The following is a 14,821-nucleotide window of genomic DNA, read 5'->3' as shown; positions in this document are numbered from 1 at the left end:
CCGGCCCGGCTGACCCGCTGACCAGCGCCGAAGCCGCCGGTCGGCCCCGTACAGCCGTCCAGGCACCAAAGCGCCCGAGCCTAGTCCAGCGGCATCAGCCGTCGCGACCGAATATCCGGCCGCCGCTCCGGCCGTCTCCCGCCTCCGCCCCACCTCCCCCTCTGCCATGTTTCATGGTGATGCGCGGCGTTTCATGGGCTTGTACATCGAATCACCTGATACGACACCGTTATGCCGGAGAGTGAACCACCGGCCATGGCCGAGGAGTCTTCGCACATATGAGTGACGAGCCGCAGCAGGGCTGGGCCCCACGGGATCCCTCGGCCGCCGGTCCCGGGTCTTCTCCGGACGAGGAGAACGCGAACGGCAAGGGCGCCGGCGAGAAGTCCGCGAGCGGGAAACGCCCCAGGCGCACCGGCTGGCGCAGAATCCTCCCCACCTGGCGCGTGCTGCTCGGCGGACTCCTGCTCTGCGCGTTCGTCCTCGTCCTCGGCTTCGTCGTGGGCTACAAGATCGTCGATATTCCGGCCGCCAATGTCGCGGCCACCGCGCAGACGAATGTGTACCTCTACGCGGACGGCACCCAGATCGCCCGGGACGGCGAGATCAACCGCGAGAACATCAAGCTCGCCCAGGTCCCCGTGTCCGTGCAGCGGGCCGTGCTCGCCGCCGAGGACCGCGGCTTCTACAACGAGCCCGCCGTCGACCCGCAGGGCATGGTCCGCGCCGCCTGGAACACCGCCACCGGCAAGGGCACCCAGGGCGGCTCCACCATCACCCAGCAGTACGTCAAGAATTACTACCTCGGCCAGGAACAGACCATCGTCCGCAAGACGAAGGAATTCTTCATCGCGATCAAACTCAACCGCGAGCAGACCAAGGGCCAGATCCTCCAGGGCTATCTCAACACCAGCTATTTCGGCCGGAACGCGTACGGAATCCAGGCCGCCGCCCAGGCCTATTACGGCAAGAACGTCCAGGACCTCAGCACCGCCGAGGGCGCCTATCTGGCCTCCCTCCTGAACGCGCCCAGCGAATTCGACGTCGTCGTCCACCCGGACAACAAGCCCGCCGCCGTCGCCCGCTGGAACTATGTGCTCGACGGCATGGTGAAGGAGAACTGGCTCAGCCCCGACGCCCGCGCCGGCGCCGACTTCCCGGTCCCCGGCAAGGTCAGGCACTCCACGATCGGGCTCTCCGGGCAGCGCGGCTACATCGTCCAGGCCGTCGGGGAGTATCTCGCCGACAACAAGATCATCGACGAGAAGACGCTGGCTTCCGGCGGCTACCGGATCACCACCACGCTGGAGCGGAAGAAGCAGAACGCCCTCGGCAAGGCCGTCAGGGACCAGGTCACCTCCCAGCTCGACAGCGAGCGCGCGGCCGACCGCAATGTCCGCGTCGGCAGCGCCTCCATCGACCCGGAAACCGGTCATGTCGTCGCCATGTACGGCGGCATCGACTACACCCGGCAGTACGTCAACAACGCCACCCGCCGCGACTACCAGGTCGGCTCCACCTTCAAACCGTTCGTCTTCGCCTCCGCCGTCGACAACGAGTCCGAGACCCAGAACGGCCGGCGCATCACCCCGAACACCGTCTACGACGGCGACAACCACCACATGGTCGAAGGCCCCGACGGCTCCACCGGCTACGACCCGGCGAACGAGGACGACGTCGACTACGGCCCCATCCCCGTCCGGACCGCCACCGACAAGTCCGTCAACGCCGTCTACGCGCAGATGGCCGAGGACGTCGGCCCGGCCACGGTCCGGGACACCGCCGTCGCCCTCGGCCTCCCCGAGAACACGCCCGACCTGGCGCCCTACCCCTCCATCGCGCTCGGCCCGGCCACCCCGAGCGTCCTGGACATGGCAGGGGCGTACGCGACACTCGCCAACCACGGCATGCGCAACCCGTACACCCTGGTCAAGAAGGTCAGCAAGAACGGTACGAGCCTGGCACTGCCCCGCCCGACCACCGAACAGGCCGTCAGCCGCGAGGCCGCCGACACGACGACCTCCATCCTCCAGAGCGTCGTCGAGAGCGGCACCGGCACCGCCGCCCGCGCCGCGGGCCGCTCCGCCGCGGGCAAGACGGGCACGGCGGAGGACGACAAGGCCGCGTGGTTCGCCGGGTACACACCGAACCTGACCACCGTCGTCGCGATCATGGGCGCCGATCCGAAGACCGCCCGGCAGAAACCGCTGTACGGAGCGCTCGGCCAGGCCAGGATCAACGGCGGTGGAGCACCCGCCCAGATCTGGGGCCAGTACACGGCCGCCGCGCTCCAGGGCACCGCCCCGGCCGAGTTCGAACTGCAACTGGAGGACGGCGCGGAGGAGGTCCAGTCCCCGGACGACCGGCGGTCGGACGAGCCCGGCACCCCCAGTACGTCACAGTCCCCCGGCAGCCGGGGACAGACCCAGGGCCAGACGTCCGAGGGCCAGAACCAGGGCCGGTCCCAGGGCCAGACCGGCGGCCGGACCCAAGGTCAGACACAGGGCGGCCGGACAGGTGGCGGCGGCACCAACGGCGGCCAGTCCCAGAAACCCACACAGAGCCAGAGCCAGGGCCAGACCTCCGAAGGCCGGACGCAGGGTCAGACACAGGGGCAGTCCGACGGCGGTACGGACACCGGGGGCGACGACACCGGCGGCGGAACGGGGGACGGCGGTACATCGACCGGCGGCGACAGCGCCGGAGGCGGCGGGCCCCCCGGGGACACGGGAGGTGGTACGCACGACACCAGCGGCCATCCGCCCGCCCCGGCTCCGGGCCACAGCCACACCAGACCGAGGGACTGAGGGGCGCCGCCTGTCACCGACACCGCCTGTCACCGACACCGCCCGTGACCTGCCTGTCGTCAGTGGCCCGACGTCGCCTTCAGCCCCACCACGGCCACCAGCAGCAGACAGACGAAGAAGATCCGGGCGGCGGTCACCGGCTCCCCCAGCACCACCATCCCGAGCACCGCCGCACCGGCCGCGCCGATACCGACCCACACCCCGTACGCCGTACCGATCGGCAGCGTCTTCGCCGCCTGCGACAGCAAGAGCATGCTCACGACGATCCCCGCCCCCGTGAACACACTCGGCCACAGTCGGGTGAAGCCATCGGTGTACTTCATTCCGATCGACCAGCCGACTTCGAGCAGACCGGCCACGATCAACAGAACCCACGCCACGACGGCACCTCCGGCACGAAACACGGACAACAGATGCGTCGTCTTTCGTTCGGGAGGCCTCGCCTCTTACCCGGTACGGCGCGTCTCGTCGGGGTCTTCTCAGGCTAGCAAAGGGCCGCGGACGAAAGGGAATCAGAGCCCGCCGGGGCCTGCCGGAGCCGGCCTGTCTGAGCTGGGGCCCACCGGAACCGGCCTGCCGGAGCCGGGGCCCGCCGGAACCGCGACCGTCAGAGGTACAGCCCCGTGGAGTCCTCGGACCCCTCGAACCGGTCCGCCGCGACCGCGTGCAGATCGCGCTCCCGCATCAGGACGTACGCCACCCCGCGCACCTCGACCTCGGCGCGGTCCTCGGGGTCGTACAGCACCCGGTCCCCCGGCTCCACCGTCCGTACGTTCTGCCCCACCGCCACCACCCCGGCCCAGGCCAGCCGCCGGCCGACCGCCGCAGTCGCGGGGATGACGATGCCACCGGACGAGCGCCGCTCGCCCTCCGGGATGTCCGTCCTGACCAGCACGCGGTCATGGAGCATCCGGATGGGCAGTTTGTCGTGTTGCTCGTGTTGGTTGTGGGGTTTCTCGCTCACGCCCCAGAACCTACCTGCCCGTGCGCGTCCCGTACGCCACAGGGGGCATCGCCCCAAGGCGTCCACGGCGGGGGCAACCGCGCCGCGCCCGGCCGCCCCGGGCACGTCCCCGGATCCCGTTCCCGGGTCCTGCTCCGGGGCACGCGCCCGCGGTCATGTCAGCCCCGGCGCCGCTTCGTCGACACCGCGAGCAGCCCCACGACACCGATCGCGACCAGCACCACCGGCACCACCCGCTCCAGCCGCGGCCCGCCGTCGGCCCCGACGAACTGCGCCCGTACGCCCGACACCGTCCTGTTCACCACGACGAACGCCCGCCCGGCCGTCTGATCCACTCGGGAGGTCACCCGGGCTTTCGCGTCGCCGACGATCGTCTTCGGATGCACGCGCACCCCGATCTCGTCGAGTGTCTCGGCAAGCTGCCCGCGCCTGCGGACGATGTCCGCCTCGATCTGCGCCGGGGTCCTGGAATCCGACACCGCGCTGCCTCCGTGGTCGTGTCCGGTAAACCTTCATCGACAGTCTGTCAGCTCCGCCGCCACCGCACCCGACGGCACCCCCGATTACGCTCGGCCGCGTACGCCACGTACACCGCGTACACCCTGACCGTCACACCCGCTCCACCGAGGAGAACCATGAGCGAGCGCCTCCAACCCGGCGACACCGCCCCCGCCTTCACCCTGCCCGACGCGGACGGCAAGGACGTGTCGCTCGCCGACCACAAGGGCCGCAAGGTCATCGTCTACTTCTACCCGGCGGCGCTCACCCCCGGCTGCACGAAGCAGGCCTGCGACTTCACGGACAACCTCGATCTGCTCGCCACCGCCGGCTACGACGTCATCGGCGTGTCACCGGACAAGCCGGAGAAGCTCGCGAAGTTCCGCGAGAAGGAGAACCTCAAGGTCACTCTGGTCGGCGACCCGTCCAAGGCCGTCCTGGAGACGTACGGAGCCTTCGGCGAGAAGAAGATGTACGGCAAGACCGTGACCGGCGTCATCCGCTCGACGATCGTCGTCGACGAGGAGGGCAAGGTCGAGCAGGCCTTCTACAACGTGCGGGCGACCGGCCACGTCGCGAAGATCATCAAGGATCTGGGCATCTGAAAAATCCGGGTTTTTTGACGGATCCGGGCCTCTGAGCTGCCCGTTTCCGAGGAAGCTCCGTGTGACCGAGGTCCCACTTCGGTGGGACTTCGGTTTGCGAACGCCACGATCGCGCAGAAGGTTCCCTTGGAGTGTTCACCACCGAGGAAAGGACCACGCCAATGGCCGGCCCGGAGCACGACGAGGTGGCCGACCCCGCCGCGGTCAAACGTCATCCCGCTCTCTTCCGCACCATCCGGCAGCGGAAGAACCCCAAGCTGCGCCGGTCCGACATCACCGTCACCGACGAAGCGGCGGTCAAGAGGGCCGTGAAAGCCGCCTCCCTGGGCAACGCCATGGAGTGGTTCGACTTCGGCATCTACAGCTACCTGGCCGTCACGATCGGACATGTCTTCTTCCCTTCCGGGAACCCGACCGTCGAACTGCTCTCCTCCTTCGCGACGTTCGCGGTCGCGTTTCTCGTACGCCCGCTCGGCGGCATGTTCTTCGGCCCGATGGGCGACCGGCTCGGCCGCAAGAAGGTCCTCGCCCTCACGATGATCATGATGGCGATCGGCACCTTCGCCATCGGCCTGATCCCCTCCTTCGCGACGATCGGCTTCTGGGCACCGGTCCTGCTGATCTTCTTCCGGCTGGTCCAGGGCTTCTCCACCGGCGGCGAGTACGGCGGCGCCTCCACCTTCATCGCGGAGTACGCCCCCGACAAGCGCCGCGGCTTCTTCGGCAGCTTCCTGGAGTTCGGCACCCTCGCCGGATACATCGGCGCCGCGGGCCTGGTCACCGCACTCACCGCCGCGCTCGGCTCCGACGCCATGGAAGCCTGGGGCTGGCGCGTCCCGTTCCTGGTCGCGGGGCCACTCGGCCTGGTGGGTCTGTATCTGCGACTGCGCCTCGACGAGACGCCCGCCTTCCAGAAACTGGAAGCGGACAGCGCGCGTGCCTCCGAGGCGGCGGACTCCGTGGAGATCACCACGAAGGAAGACCTCTCCAAGATCTTCCGGCAGCACTGGCCGGCGCTGATCCTGTGCATCGGCCTCGTCGGCGCGTACAACATCACGGACTACATGCTGCTGTCGTACATGCCGACGTACCTCTCGAACGAACTGGACTACAGCGAGACCCACGGACTGCTGATCCTGCTGGCCGTCATGGCCTTCCTGATGCTGATCATCAGTCAGGTCGGCAAGCTCAGCGACCACTTCGGCCGTAAGCCGCTGCTGATGAGCGGCATGCTCGGGTTCCTGTTCCTCTCGCTCCCGGCCTTCCTCCTGATCAGGCAGGGCAGCATCCCGGCCATCGTGATCGGCATGCTGATGCTGGGCCTGTCCCTGGTCTGCCTCCTCGGCACCATGTCGGCGGCGCTCCCGGCCCTGTTCCCGACGGAGGTCCGCTACGGCTCGCTCTCGGTCGGCTACAACCTCTCCGCGTCCCTCTTCGGCGGCACGACTCCGCTGGTGATCACGGGCCTGATCGACCTGACCGGCAGCAACCTGATGCCCGCGTACTACGCGATGGCGGCGGCGCTGGTGGGCGTGATCGCGGTGGCGTGCATGAAGGAGACGGCGCAGCAGCCGTTGGAGGGCTCGCCGCCGTCGGTGGAGACGAAGGAAGAAGCGGCGGAACTGGTCCAGTCCCAGACGCCGGAACCGAAGTTCTGACCGACCTCGCCTGAGCGCGAACGCACGGCCCGCACCGCAGAAGTCGGTGCGGGCCGTTCCGTTTCCGGACCGGGCGGAGGATGGTCGCCACCACTCATATGCTCGCCCGGACTCCGGCCCGCTACCATGACAGGCGGACTGGCGGCCGTGATGGAATGGCTAGACATGCTGGGTTTAGGTCCCAGTGGGTTAACACCCGTGTGGGTTCGAATCCCACCGGCCGCACCTCGCGCGATGGCCCCGTCCGATGTGGGACGGGGCCATCGGCATCGGTCAGGTCAGCCCAGCAGCTCGCGTACCGCGTCGGTCAGCCCAGCAGGTCCCGTACCGCCGGGACCAGTGCGCGGAACGCCTTGCCCCGGTGGCTGATCGCGTTCTTCTCCGCCGCCGACAACTGCGCGCAGGTCCGCGTCTCGCCCTCCGGCTGGAGAATCGGGTCGTAGCCGAAGCCTCCCGAGCCCGCCGGGGTCTCGCGCAGGGTGCCCAGGAGGCGGCCCTCCACGACGCGTTCCGTGCCGTCCGGGAGGGCGAGAGCCGCCGCGCAGGCGAAGTGAGCGGCGCGGTGCGGGGTGTCGATGTCGGAGAGTTGGGCCAGCAGCAGGTCGAGGTTGGCCCGGTCGTCGCCGTGGGTGCCTGCCCAGCGGGCGGAGAAGATGCCGGGGGCGCCGCCCAGGACGTCCACGCAGAGGCCGGAGTCGTCGGCGACGGCGGGCAGGCCGGTGGCGGTGGCCAGGGCGTGGGCCTTGAGGAGGGCGTTCTCGGCGAAGGTGACGCCGGTTTCCCTGACGTCGGGAATGTCGGGGTAGGCGTCCGCGCCGACGAGGTCGTGGGGCAGGCCCGCGTCGGCGAGGATGGCCTTGAGTTCGGTGATTTTCCCGGCGTTGCGGGTGGCGAGGATCAAGCGGGTCATGCCCCCAGTATCGGCCCCGCCCGGGAGCGCCCTCCCGCTCCTCCGCGCCTCTGCGCCTCTCAGGGCGTGCAGATCTTGCCTATCTCCGATGCCGCGTCGGTGATGGGGGCGAGGTCGGGGGTCTCGTCGCCGTTCTTGACGGACGTACGGACGTTGTCGACGCCCTTGCCGAGGTTGTCGACGGCCTTGCTGAGGTCGGCGTTGTCGGTGGTGTCCCCGAGGTTGTCGATCTCCTTGTCGATGTCGTTCAGGGCCTCGTCGACCTTGAGCGGGTCGTCCCCGACGCTGGAGACGGCCTTCTGGAGATCGCTGACGCTGCCCGCTATGGCGTCGGCGGTCTGCACGCAGTCCAGCGCCTTGTCGAGGGCTCCGCAGCCGACGGTGAGGGGCAGGGCCAGCGCGGCGGCGGCCAGGGCGAGCGGGAGGCGGCGCCGGCGTGCGGACGTGGTCGTGGACCGTGCGGTCGCGGACTCGGGCCGTGCGGGCGTGGATGCGGACTCGGACCGTATGGGCGCGGACATGGCGCGGTTCCCTTTCCGGGGGTTGGCCGGGCGCACGGTTCGGTCCGTGCGCCCGTGCCGGTGGAGACGCTCGTGGGGGTCTTCTTGGTTGCTTCTTTACCCGGGTGCCCGTCGATGCGAAGGGCCGTCGGTCAGCGGTCGGTCAGCGGACCTGTTCCAGGGCTGTCTGCTGGAGGGCCGCCAGGTCCGCGCAGCCGCCGGTGGCGAGGTCGAGCAGGGCGTTCAGTTCCTTGCGGTCGAACGGTTCGGCCTCGGCCGTGCCCTGGACCTCGACGAAGCGGCCGTCGCCGGTGCAGACGACGTTCATGTCGGTCTCGGCGCGGACGTCTTCCTCGTAACAGAGGTCGAGCAGGGGCACGCCGTCGACGATGCCGACGCTGACGGCGGCGACGGTGCCGGCGAGGGGGCGCCGGCCGGCCTTGACGATCTTCTTGCCCTGAGCCCAGGTGATGGCGTCGGCGAGGGCGACGTACGCGCCGGTGATGGCGGCGGTGCGGGTGCCGCCGTCGGCCTGGAGGACGTCGCAGTCGAGCACGATGGTGTTCTCTCCGAGCGCCTTGTAGTCGATGACCGCGCGCAGGGAGCGGCCGATCAGGCGGCTGATCTCGTGGGTGCGGCCGCCGATCTTGCCGCGTACGGATTCGCGGTCGCCGCGGGTGTTGGTGGAGCGGGGCAGCATCGAGTACTCGGCGGTGACCCAGCCTTCGCCGCTGCCCTTGCGCCAGCGGGGGACGCCTTCGGTGACGGAGGCGGTGCAGAAGACCTTCGTGTCACCGAAGGAGATGAGGACGGAGCCCTCGGCGTGCTTGCTCCATCCGCGTTCGATGGTGACGGGGCGGAGCTGTTCGGGGGTGCGGCCGTCGATTCGAGACATGGACGTGAGCCTATCGGGACGTAAAGGAGGGGCCTGTTCCGGTGGTACGGATCAGGCCCCCGTTATCCGGATCACCCCCGGGCGGGGTGACTTCCGGGCGTCACATTCCGGGCTTCAGATTCCGGGCTTCACATCATGTCTTCGATTTCCCCGGCGATGGGGTCCGCGTCGGTGCCGATGACGACCTGGATCGCGGTGCCCATCTTGACGACGCCGTGGGCTCCGGCGGCCTTCAGGGCGACCTCGTCGACCAGGTCGGGGTTGACGACCTCCGTACGGAGGCGGGTGATGCAGCCCTCGACCTCTTCGATGTTGTCGAGCCCGCCGAGCCCGGCGACGATCTTCTCAGCCTTGGTGGCCATGTCTTTCTCCCTGACTCTCTGAACTCTCTGAACTCGCTGAACTCGCTGAGCTCTTTGAACACTCTCGAAAAGCGCGGTACCGGTCTATTCCCGATCCGTCCCGCCTGGTCCGTTTCGTCACGGTAGCGCACGGTTGGGCCATCTTCACGAGCGCGCGATCACCGCGTACCCAATGATGACGATCACCGGCACCCTGCCCGCGACCGGCCCCCGGGAGCCTATCGCAACTGGTCTACACCAGTCGTGAACGACGGGAGAGCACCGATGAGTTCCGACAGCACGGCAGCGCCGCCGCCCAGCCCGGCCGGGCCGGCGAGGCGGCGCGGGAGCGGGTGGAACCGCCTGTTCCAGGGGCTGCAGAAGATCGGACGGAGCCTCCAGCTCCCGGTGGCCGTCCTGCCCGCCGCCGGGCTGCTGATCAGCCTCGGGAACCTCTTCACCGCCTATCTGCACGGCGCCTTCTGGGACAGGACGGCGAAGGTCTTCACCCAGGGCGGTACGGCCATCCTGGACGGCGCGTTCGGGCTGCCGCTGCTCTTCGCCATCGGGGTCGCGATCGGCTTCGCCAAGAAGGCGGACGGCTCCACCGCGCTCGCCGCCGTCGTCGGCTTTCTCATCTACCACAACGTCCTGGCCGCCTTCCCCGTCGGCGGCTCGGTGACCAAGGCGCTGCCCGAGGGCATCCCGCAGAACCCCGGCGTGCTCGGCGGCATCCTGATCGGGCTGCTCACGGCGGTCGTCTGGCAGCGCTTCCACCGTACGAGGCTGGTGGACTGGCTCGGCTTCTTCAACGGCCGCCGCCTGGTACCGATCCTGATGGCCTTCATCTGTCTCGTCCTGGGCGTGGCCTTCGGGCTGTTGTGGCAGCCCGTGGGTGACGCGCTGACCTGGTTCGCCAAGCATCTGATCAGCCTGGGCGCCTGGGGGGCGGGCATCTTCGGTGTCGCCAACCGGCTGCTCATCCCCATCGGCTTGCACCAGTTCCTCAATACGTTCTTCTGGTTCCAGGCCGGCAGCTTCACCAAGCCGGACGGCACGGTCGTCCAGGGCGACCTGACGCGGTTCTTCGCCGGGGACCCCTCGGCCGGCCAGTTCATGTCGGGCTTCTTCCCGATCATGATGTTCGGCCTCCCGGCCGCCGCGCTCGCCATCACACACTGCGCCCGCCCCGAACACCGCAAGCGGATCGGCGGGCTGATGTTCTCCGTCGCCCTCACCTCGTTCGTGACCGGTGTGACCGAACCGCTGGAGTTCTCCTTCATGTTCGCGGCGCCCCTGCTGTACGGCGCGCACGCGTTGCTGACGGGAGCCTCGATGGCGATCACCTGGGCGCTGGGGGTGCACGCGGGCTTCAGCTTCTCGGCCGGACTGATCGACTACGTCGTCAACTGGCATCTCGACACCAAGCCCTGGCTGATCATTCCGATCGGGCTGTGCTTCGCGGTGATCTATTACGTGGTCTTCCGCTTCGCGATCAAGGCGTTCAACATTCCCACTCCGGGACATGAGCCGGAGGAACTGGAGGAGGAGGGCGAGGAGCAGAACACCAAGGCCTAGGCCCTGTCGGGGCTGTTGGGGCTCGTGGGGCACACCGGCCCCGCCTGCCCCTCCCCCGTCCCTGTCCCCGCCCCCGTCCCCGTACGAGTGATCGACAGGCCTCCGGACCGGACGTCCGGGGGCTTCTGGCATGCTCTCTCCGGCAGGCCTTCCGGCAGGCCCTGTTCGGCCATTTCACAGGCCAGGGACCTGGCGCATTCCTTAGCCAGCCCCTACCGTGTACAACTGGTCTACACCACTTGAAGGTGTCGGCCACACGGCCCCGCGCCGCGTTTCCTCAGACGCCGCCCCCCTTTTTTCTCTCCCTGTCCCCCGGCGGCGCCTTGCCCGGATCATGGAGGAAGTTGATGTCCACGGCCAGCGCCGCCACGGCGGACGAGAAGCCCCCCGCTCAGAAGAAGGGCGGCGGCGCGATGTCCGTGATGCAGCGCATCGGCCGCAGCCTGATGCTGCCGGTCGCCGTGCTGCCCGCCGGCGCCCTGCTGGTGCGTCTCGGCAACGCCGACATGCTCGGCCGCGACTCGTTCCCGGCGTTCATCACCAAGATCGCCGGCTTTATGGCGGCGGGCGGCAACGCCATCCTGGACAACATGCCGCTGCTGTTCGCCGTCGGCATCGCGATCGGCTACGCGAAGAAGTCGGACGGCTCCACCGCGCTCGCCGCCGTCACCGGCTATCTGGTCTTCAAGAACGTGCTCGCCACCTTCACCGACTCCAACCTGCCCAAGGTGGCGGAGGTGGTGGACGGCAAGATCGTGATGACGAGCGCGCCCGTCGACGCGAAGGTCCTCGGCGGTGTCGTCATGGGCATCGTCGTCGCGCTGCTCTACCAGAAGTTCTACCGGACCAAACTGCCCGACTGGGCGGGCTTCTTCGGCGGTCGCCGGCTGGTGCCGATCCTCTCCGCCTTCGCCGGTCTGGTCATCGGCATCGTCTTCGGTTACATATGGCCGGTTCTCGGCACGCTGCTGCACAACTTCGGTGAATGGCTGGTCGGTTCGGGCGCCGTCGGCGCGGGCATCTTCGGCGTCGCCAACCGCGCGCTGATCCCCGTGGGCATGCACCACCTGCTGAATTCGTTCCCCTGGTTCCAGGCCGGTACGTACGACGGCAAGAGCGGCGACATCAACCGCTTCCTGGCGGGCGACCCGACGGCCGGGCAGTTCATGACCGGCTTCTTCCCGATCATGATGTTCGCCCTCCCGGCGGCCTGCCTCGCGATCACCCACTGCGCCCGCCCCGAGCGCCGCAAGGTCGTCGGCGGCATGATGCTCTCGCTGGCGCTCACCGCGTTCGTCACCGGTGTGACCGAGCCGATCGAATTCACCTTCATGTTCATCGCCCCGGTGCTGTACGCGATCCACGCTGTACTGACCGGTGTCTCCATGGCCCTGACCTGGGGACTCGGCATGAAGGACGGCTTCGGCTTCTCGGCCGGCGCGGTGGACTTCTTCCTCAACCTGGGCATCGCGACCAATCCATGGGGACTGGCCCTGGTGGGGCTCTGCTTCGCGGCGGTCTACTACGCGGTCTTCCGCTTCGCGATCATCAGGTTCAACATCCCGACGCCGGGGCGCGAGTCGGACGAGGAGCTGGCGGAGCTCCAGAAGGCCGAGGCGAAGTAGCCTCCGCGCGCGTAAGACCGACCAGCAATTGCCGGTCGGTCCCAAGTACGCGGGTGGGCCCGGCCGTTGAGGACAACGGCCGGGCCCACGGCGTTCGGCGGCCGTCCGGTCAGATCTCGTAGACCGTTCCTGGAACGGCCAGTTCCGCCGGGCCTCCGTACACCTCGCGGGCGTCGGCCAGGTTCTGTCCGGCGTCCGTCCACGGCGGGATGTGCGTGAGGACGAGCCGGCCCGCCCTGGCCCGGGCCGCGTGGGCGCCGGCCTCGCGGCCGTTGAGGTGCAGGCCGTCGATGTCTTCCTTGCCGTACGTGAAGGCCGCCTCGCAGAGGAAGAGGTCCGTGTCCTCGGCGAGCTCGACCAGCGGGTCACTGACACCGGTGTCGCCGGAGTACGTGAGGGACCGGCCGCCGTGCTCGACCCGGATGGCGAACGTCTCGACCGGATGGGCCATCTTCTCCGTACGGACCGAGAAGGGCCCGATCTGGAAGGAGCCCGGCTTGAGCGTGTGGAAGTCGAAGACCTCGCTCATGGACTTGTCCGTCGGAGTGTCCGCGTAGGCCGTGGTGAGGCGCTGCTCCGTGCCTTCGGGGCCGTGGACCGGGATGGGGTCGCAGCGACCGCCGTCGAAACGGTAGTAGCGGGCGACGAAATACCCGCACATGTCGATGCAGTGATCGGCGTGGAGATGGCTGAGGAAAATGGCGTCGAGGTCGTAGAGACCAACGTGGCGCTGCAGCTCGCCAAGGGCGCCATTACCCATGTCGAGGAGCAGCCGGAAGCCGTCGGCCTCTACGAGGTAGCTGGAGCAGGCGGATCCCGCGGCGGGGAAGGAGCCCGAGCAGCCGACGACGGTGAGCTTCATTGAGCGTGAACCTCCGTGGCATGGAAGGAGGGGCGACGGGGGCGTGCGATTTGTCGAGCGTAAAGCGCGAAACGGCTGGTCGCTCCTCCAGGACGGGCGGTTGTGGGGGAACTCACCTGCGCTGTCACCGGTTCGGATGGTCCTCTTGCGCGGTGGCGTCGGGCGGGGTATCGGGGGCCCGGCCGGGAGACGTACCGCGTACGGAAGCGGCCCCTGTCTCCCCCTCGGAGGGAGGAGACAGGGGCCGTGAGACGTGCAGCTGAGAACTGCTGGGAGCGTTACGCCCAGAGCTGGCCCTGCAGCGCCTCGATGGCCTCTTCCGTCGTGGCCGCCGTGTAGACGCCCGTCGAGAGGTACTTCCAGCCGCCGTCCGCGACCACGAACACGATGTCCGCGCTCTCGCCCGCCTTGACGGCCTTCTTGCCGACGCCGATCGCCGCGTGCAGCGCCGCGCCCGTCGAGACGCCCGCGAAGATGCCTTCCTGCTGGAGCAGTTCACGGGTACGGGTCACCGCGTCCGCGGAGCCGACCGAGAAGCGGGTGGTCAGTACGGACGCGTCGTACAGCTCGGGGACGAAGCCCTCGTCGAGGTTGCGCAGGCCGTAGACCAGGTCGTCGTAGCGCGGCTCGGCGGCGACGATCTGGATGTCCTTGACCTGTTCGCGCAGGTAGCGGCCGACGCCCATCAGGGTGCCCGTCGTGCCGAGGCCCGCCACGAAGTGGGTGACGGAGGGCAGGTCGGCGAGGATCTCCGGGCCGGTGGTGGCGTAGTGGGCGCCCGCGTTGTCGGGGTTGCCGTACTGGTAGAGCATCACCCAGGAGGGGTTCTCGGCCGCCAGTTCCTTGGCCACGCGTACCGCCGTGTTGGAGCCGCCCGCCGCGGGGGACGGGACGATCTCCGCCCCCCACATGGCGAGCAGGTCACGGCGTTCCTGGGAGGTGTTCTCCGGCATGACGCAGACGATGCGGTAGCCCTTGAGCTTGGCCGCCATGGCCAGGGAGATGCCGGTGTTGCCGCTGGTGGGCTCCAGGATCGTGCAGCCCGGGGTGAGCCGTCCGTCCTTCTCGGCCTGTTCGACCATGTGGAGGGCGGGCCGGTCCTTGACGGAGCCGGTCGGGTTGCGGTCCTCCAGCTTGGCCCAGATCCGGACGTCGTCCGACGGGGACAGCCGTGGGAGCCGTACCAGCGGCGTGTTGCCGACCGCCGCCAGCGGGGTGTCGTACCGCATCAGGCCGGGTGCGTTTCGAGCGCGCCGCCGGCCACGGCCGGGAGGATCGTGACGCTGTCGCCGTCGGCGACCTTGGTGGTGATGCCGTCGAGGAAGCGGATGTCCTCGTCGTTGAGGTAGACGTTCACGAAGCGGCGGAGCTCGTTGCCCTTGGCGGGGTCGACGAGGCGCTCCCGGATGCCGGCGTGACGCGTTTCGAGGTCGGCGAAGAGCTCGGAGATGGTGTCGCCCGTGCCCTCGACGGCCTTGGCTCCGTCGGTGTAGGTGCGGAGGATGGTCGGGATGCGGACCTCGATGGCCATGACATGGGCTCCTGTTCGGGAGATGGCGTGACGGGCGCGCGGCTCAG

General features: G+C 68.9%; 14 protein-coding genes, 1 tRNA gene, 1 pseudogene and 1 riboswitch. Of the genes and pseudogenes, 6 read left to right on the top strand and 10 right to left on the bottom strand.

Going from position 1 to position 14,821, the window contains the following annotated elements; all coding sequences use genetic code 11:
• The first annotated feature begins 278 nt into the window (after positions 1–278).
• The gene (locus tag ACIQD6_RS23155; protein WP_401885168.1) at positions 279–2,807 is read left to right on the top strand and encodes a transglycosylase domain-containing protein; all 2,529 of its coding nucleotides are present in this window, start codon (positions 279–281) and stop codon (positions 2,805–2,807) included.
• 59 nt (positions 2,808–2,866) lie between these two features.
• Here the strand turns inward: ACIQD6_RS23155 and ACIQD6_RS23150 are convergent, their stop codons facing one another.
• The 3 genes from ACIQD6_RS23150 to ACIQD6_RS23140 all read right to left on the bottom strand — a co-directional run bounded on the left by ACIQD6_RS23150 (position 2,867) and on the right by ACIQD6_RS23140 (position 4,250).
• On the bottom strand, positions 2,867–3,187 hold the full coding sequence (locus ACIQD6_RS23150) for a DMT family transporter (RefSeq protein ID WP_401885165.1): 321 nt from the start codon (positions 3,185–3,187) through the stop codon (positions 2,867–2,869).
• A gap of 32 nt (positions 3,188–3,219) precedes the next feature.
• Positions 3,220–3,306, bottom strand: a riboswitch (guanidine-III (ykkC-III) riboswitch).
• Positions 3,307–3,414: 108 nt separating this feature from the next.
• Positions 3,415–3,717, bottom strand: a complete 303-nt coding sequence (locus ACIQD6_RS23145; protein ID WP_401885566.1) for a GroES family chaperonin — start codon at positions 3,715–3,717, stop codon at positions 3,415–3,417.
• A gap of 212 nt (positions 3,718–3,929) precedes the next feature.
• Positions 3,930–4,250 carry a DUF3618 domain-containing protein gene (locus ACIQD6_RS23140; RefSeq protein WP_401885163.1) on the bottom strand — a complete coding sequence of 107 codons (321 nt, stop codon included), beginning with the start codon at positions 4,248–4,250 and terminating at the stop codon, positions 3,930–3,932.
• Between the two features lie 156 nt (positions 4,251–4,406).
• Between ACIQD6_RS23140 and bcp the strand changes: the two genes are divergently transcribed.
• The 3 genes from bcp to ACIQD6_RS23125 all read left to right on the top strand — a co-directional run bounded on the left by bcp (position 4,407) and on the right by ACIQD6_RS23125 (position 6,757).
• On the top strand, positions 4,407–4,874 hold the full coding sequence (gene bcp, locus ACIQD6_RS23135; RefSeq protein WP_401885161.1) for a thioredoxin-dependent thiol peroxidase: 468 nt from the start codon (positions 4,407–4,409) through the stop codon (positions 4,872–4,874).
• 161 nt (positions 4,875–5,035) lie between these two features.
• Complete coding sequence (proP, locus tag ACIQD6_RS23130) at positions 5,036–6,532, top strand: glycine betaine/L-proline transporter ProP (RefSeq protein WP_401885159.1); 1,497 nt, start codon at positions 5,036–5,038, stop codon at positions 6,530–6,532.
• Between the two features lie 141 nt (positions 6,533–6,673).
• Positions 6,674–6,757: transfer RNA gene (locus ACIQD6_RS23125), tRNA-Leu, on the top strand.
• A gap of 82 nt (positions 6,758–6,839) precedes the next feature.
• On the opposite strand, the gene rdgB is transcribed toward ACIQD6_RS23125, so the two are convergent.
• The 4 genes and pseudogenes from rdgB to ACIQD6_RS23105 all read right to left on the bottom strand — a co-directional run.
• A complete protein-coding gene (gene rdgB, locus ACIQD6_RS23120; RefSeq protein WP_401885157.1) occupies positions 6,840–7,442 on the bottom strand; it encodes an RdgB/HAM1 family non-canonical purine NTP pyrophosphatase in 603 nt (200 codons plus the stop codon).
• Between the two features lie 59 nt (positions 7,443–7,501).
• A complete protein-coding gene (locus ACIQD6_RS23115) occupies positions 7,502–7,963 on the bottom strand; it encodes a hypothetical protein (RefSeq protein WP_401885155.1) in 462 nt (153 codons plus the stop codon).
• Between the two features lie 142 nt (positions 7,964–8,105).
• Complete coding sequence (gene rph, locus ACIQD6_RS23110; RefSeq protein WP_401885152.1) at positions 8,106–8,837, bottom strand: ribonuclease PH; 732 nt, start codon at positions 8,835–8,837, stop codon at positions 8,106–8,108.
• Between the two features lie 128 nt (positions 8,838–8,965).
• Positions 8,966–9,217, bottom strand: a pseudogene (locus ACIQD6_RS23105) (glucose PTS transporter subunit EIIB); the annotation flags it as partial.
• Positions 9,218–9,463: 246 nt separating this feature from the next.
• Between ACIQD6_RS23105 and ACIQD6_RS23100 the strand changes: the two are divergent.
• The gene (locus ACIQD6_RS23100) at positions 9,464–10,756 is read left to right on the top strand and encodes a PTS transporter subunit EIIC (RefSeq protein ID WP_401885151.1); all 1,293 of its coding nucleotides are present in this window, start codon (positions 9,464–9,466) and stop codon (positions 10,754–10,756) included.
• Between the two features lie 347 nt (positions 10,757–11,103).
• On the top strand, positions 11,104–12,381 hold the full coding sequence (locus ACIQD6_RS23095; protein WP_401885149.1) for a PTS transporter subunit EIIC: 1,278 nt from the start codon (positions 11,104–11,106) through the stop codon (positions 12,379–12,381).
• A 109-nt stretch (positions 12,382–12,490) separates the two neighbouring features.
• Here ACIQD6_RS23095 and ACIQD6_RS23090 read toward each other — a convergent pair whose 3' ends face one another.
• The 3 genes from ACIQD6_RS23090 to ACIQD6_RS23080 form a co-directional block, all read right to left on the bottom strand.
• The gene (locus ACIQD6_RS23090) at positions 12,491–13,243 is read right to left on the bottom strand and encodes an MBL fold metallo-hydrolase (RefSeq protein ID WP_401885148.1); all 753 of its coding nucleotides are present in this window, start codon (positions 13,241–13,243) and stop codon (positions 12,491–12,493) included.
• Between the two features lie 278 nt (positions 13,244–13,521).
• Complete coding sequence (locus ACIQD6_RS23085; RefSeq protein WP_401885146.1) at positions 13,522–14,472, bottom strand: PLP-dependent cysteine synthase family protein; 951 nt, start codon at positions 14,470–14,472, stop codon at positions 13,522–13,524.
• Positions 14,472–14,774, bottom strand: a complete 303-nt coding sequence (locus ACIQD6_RS23080; protein WP_401885144.1) for a MoaD/ThiS family protein — start codon at positions 14,772–14,774, stop codon at positions 14,472–14,474. The genes ACIQD6_RS23085 and ACIQD6_RS23080 overlap by 1 nt, the downstream gene beginning before the upstream one ends.
• Between the last annotated feature and the right edge of the window lie 47 nt (positions 14,775–14,821).

This window comes from Streptomyces sp. NPDC088400 (genome assembly GCF_044753355.1).
Classification (GTDB): domain Bacteria; phylum Actinomycetota; class Actinomycetes; order Streptomycetales; family Streptomycetaceae; genus Streptomyces.
Note: the sequence above shows the minus strand (reverse complement) of the source record. Positions and strands in the feature narration are given on the sequence as shown.

Bases quoted from the DNA above. Each gene is read 5' to 3' on its own strand.
- ACIQD6_RS23155 (WP_401885168.1), top strand. From the start codon at position 279: ATGAGTGACGAGCCGCAGCAGGGCTGGGCCCCACGGGATCCCTCGGCC.
- ACIQD6_RS23145 (WP_401885566.1), bottom strand. From the start codon at position 3,717: ATGCTCCATGACCGCGTGCTGGTCAGGACGGACATCCCGGAGGGCGAG.
- bcp (WP_401885161.1), top strand. From the start codon at position 4,407: ATGAGCGAGCGCCTCCAACCCGGCGACACCGCCCCCGCCTTCACCCTG.
- proP (WP_401885159.1), top strand. From the start codon at position 5,036: ATGGCCGGCCCGGAGCACGACGAGGTGGCCGACCCCGCCGCGGTCAAA.
- rdgB (WP_401885157.1), bottom strand. From the start codon at position 7,442: ATGACCCGCTTGATCCTCGCCACCCGCAACGCCGGGAAAATCACCGAA.
- ACIQD6_RS23115 (WP_401885155.1), bottom strand. From the start codon at position 7,963: ATGTCCGCGCCCATACGGTCCGAGTCCGCATCCACGCCCGCACGGCCC.
- rph (WP_401885152.1), bottom strand. From the start codon at position 8,837: ATGTCTCGAATCGACGGCCGCACCCCCGAACAGCTCCGCCCCGTCACC.
- ACIQD6_RS23100 (WP_401885151.1), top strand. From the start codon at position 9,464: ATGAGTTCCGACAGCACGGCAGCGCCGCCGCCCAGCCCGGCCGGGCCG.
- ACIQD6_RS23095 (WP_401885149.1), top strand. From the start codon at position 11,104: ATGTCCACGGCCAGCGCCGCCACGGCGGACGAGAAGCCCCCCGCTCAG.
- ACIQD6_RS23090 (WP_401885148.1), bottom strand. From the start codon at position 13,243: ATGAAGCTCACCGTCGTCGGCTGCTCGGGCTCCTTCCCCGCCGCGGGA.
- ACIQD6_RS23085 (WP_401885146.1), bottom strand. From the start codon at position 14,472: ATGCGGTACGACACCCCGCTGGCGGCGGTCGGCAACACGCCGCTGGTA.
- ACIQD6_RS23080 (WP_401885144.1), bottom strand. From the start codon at position 14,774: ATGGCCATCGAGGTCCGCATCCCGACCATCCTCCGCACCTACACCGAC.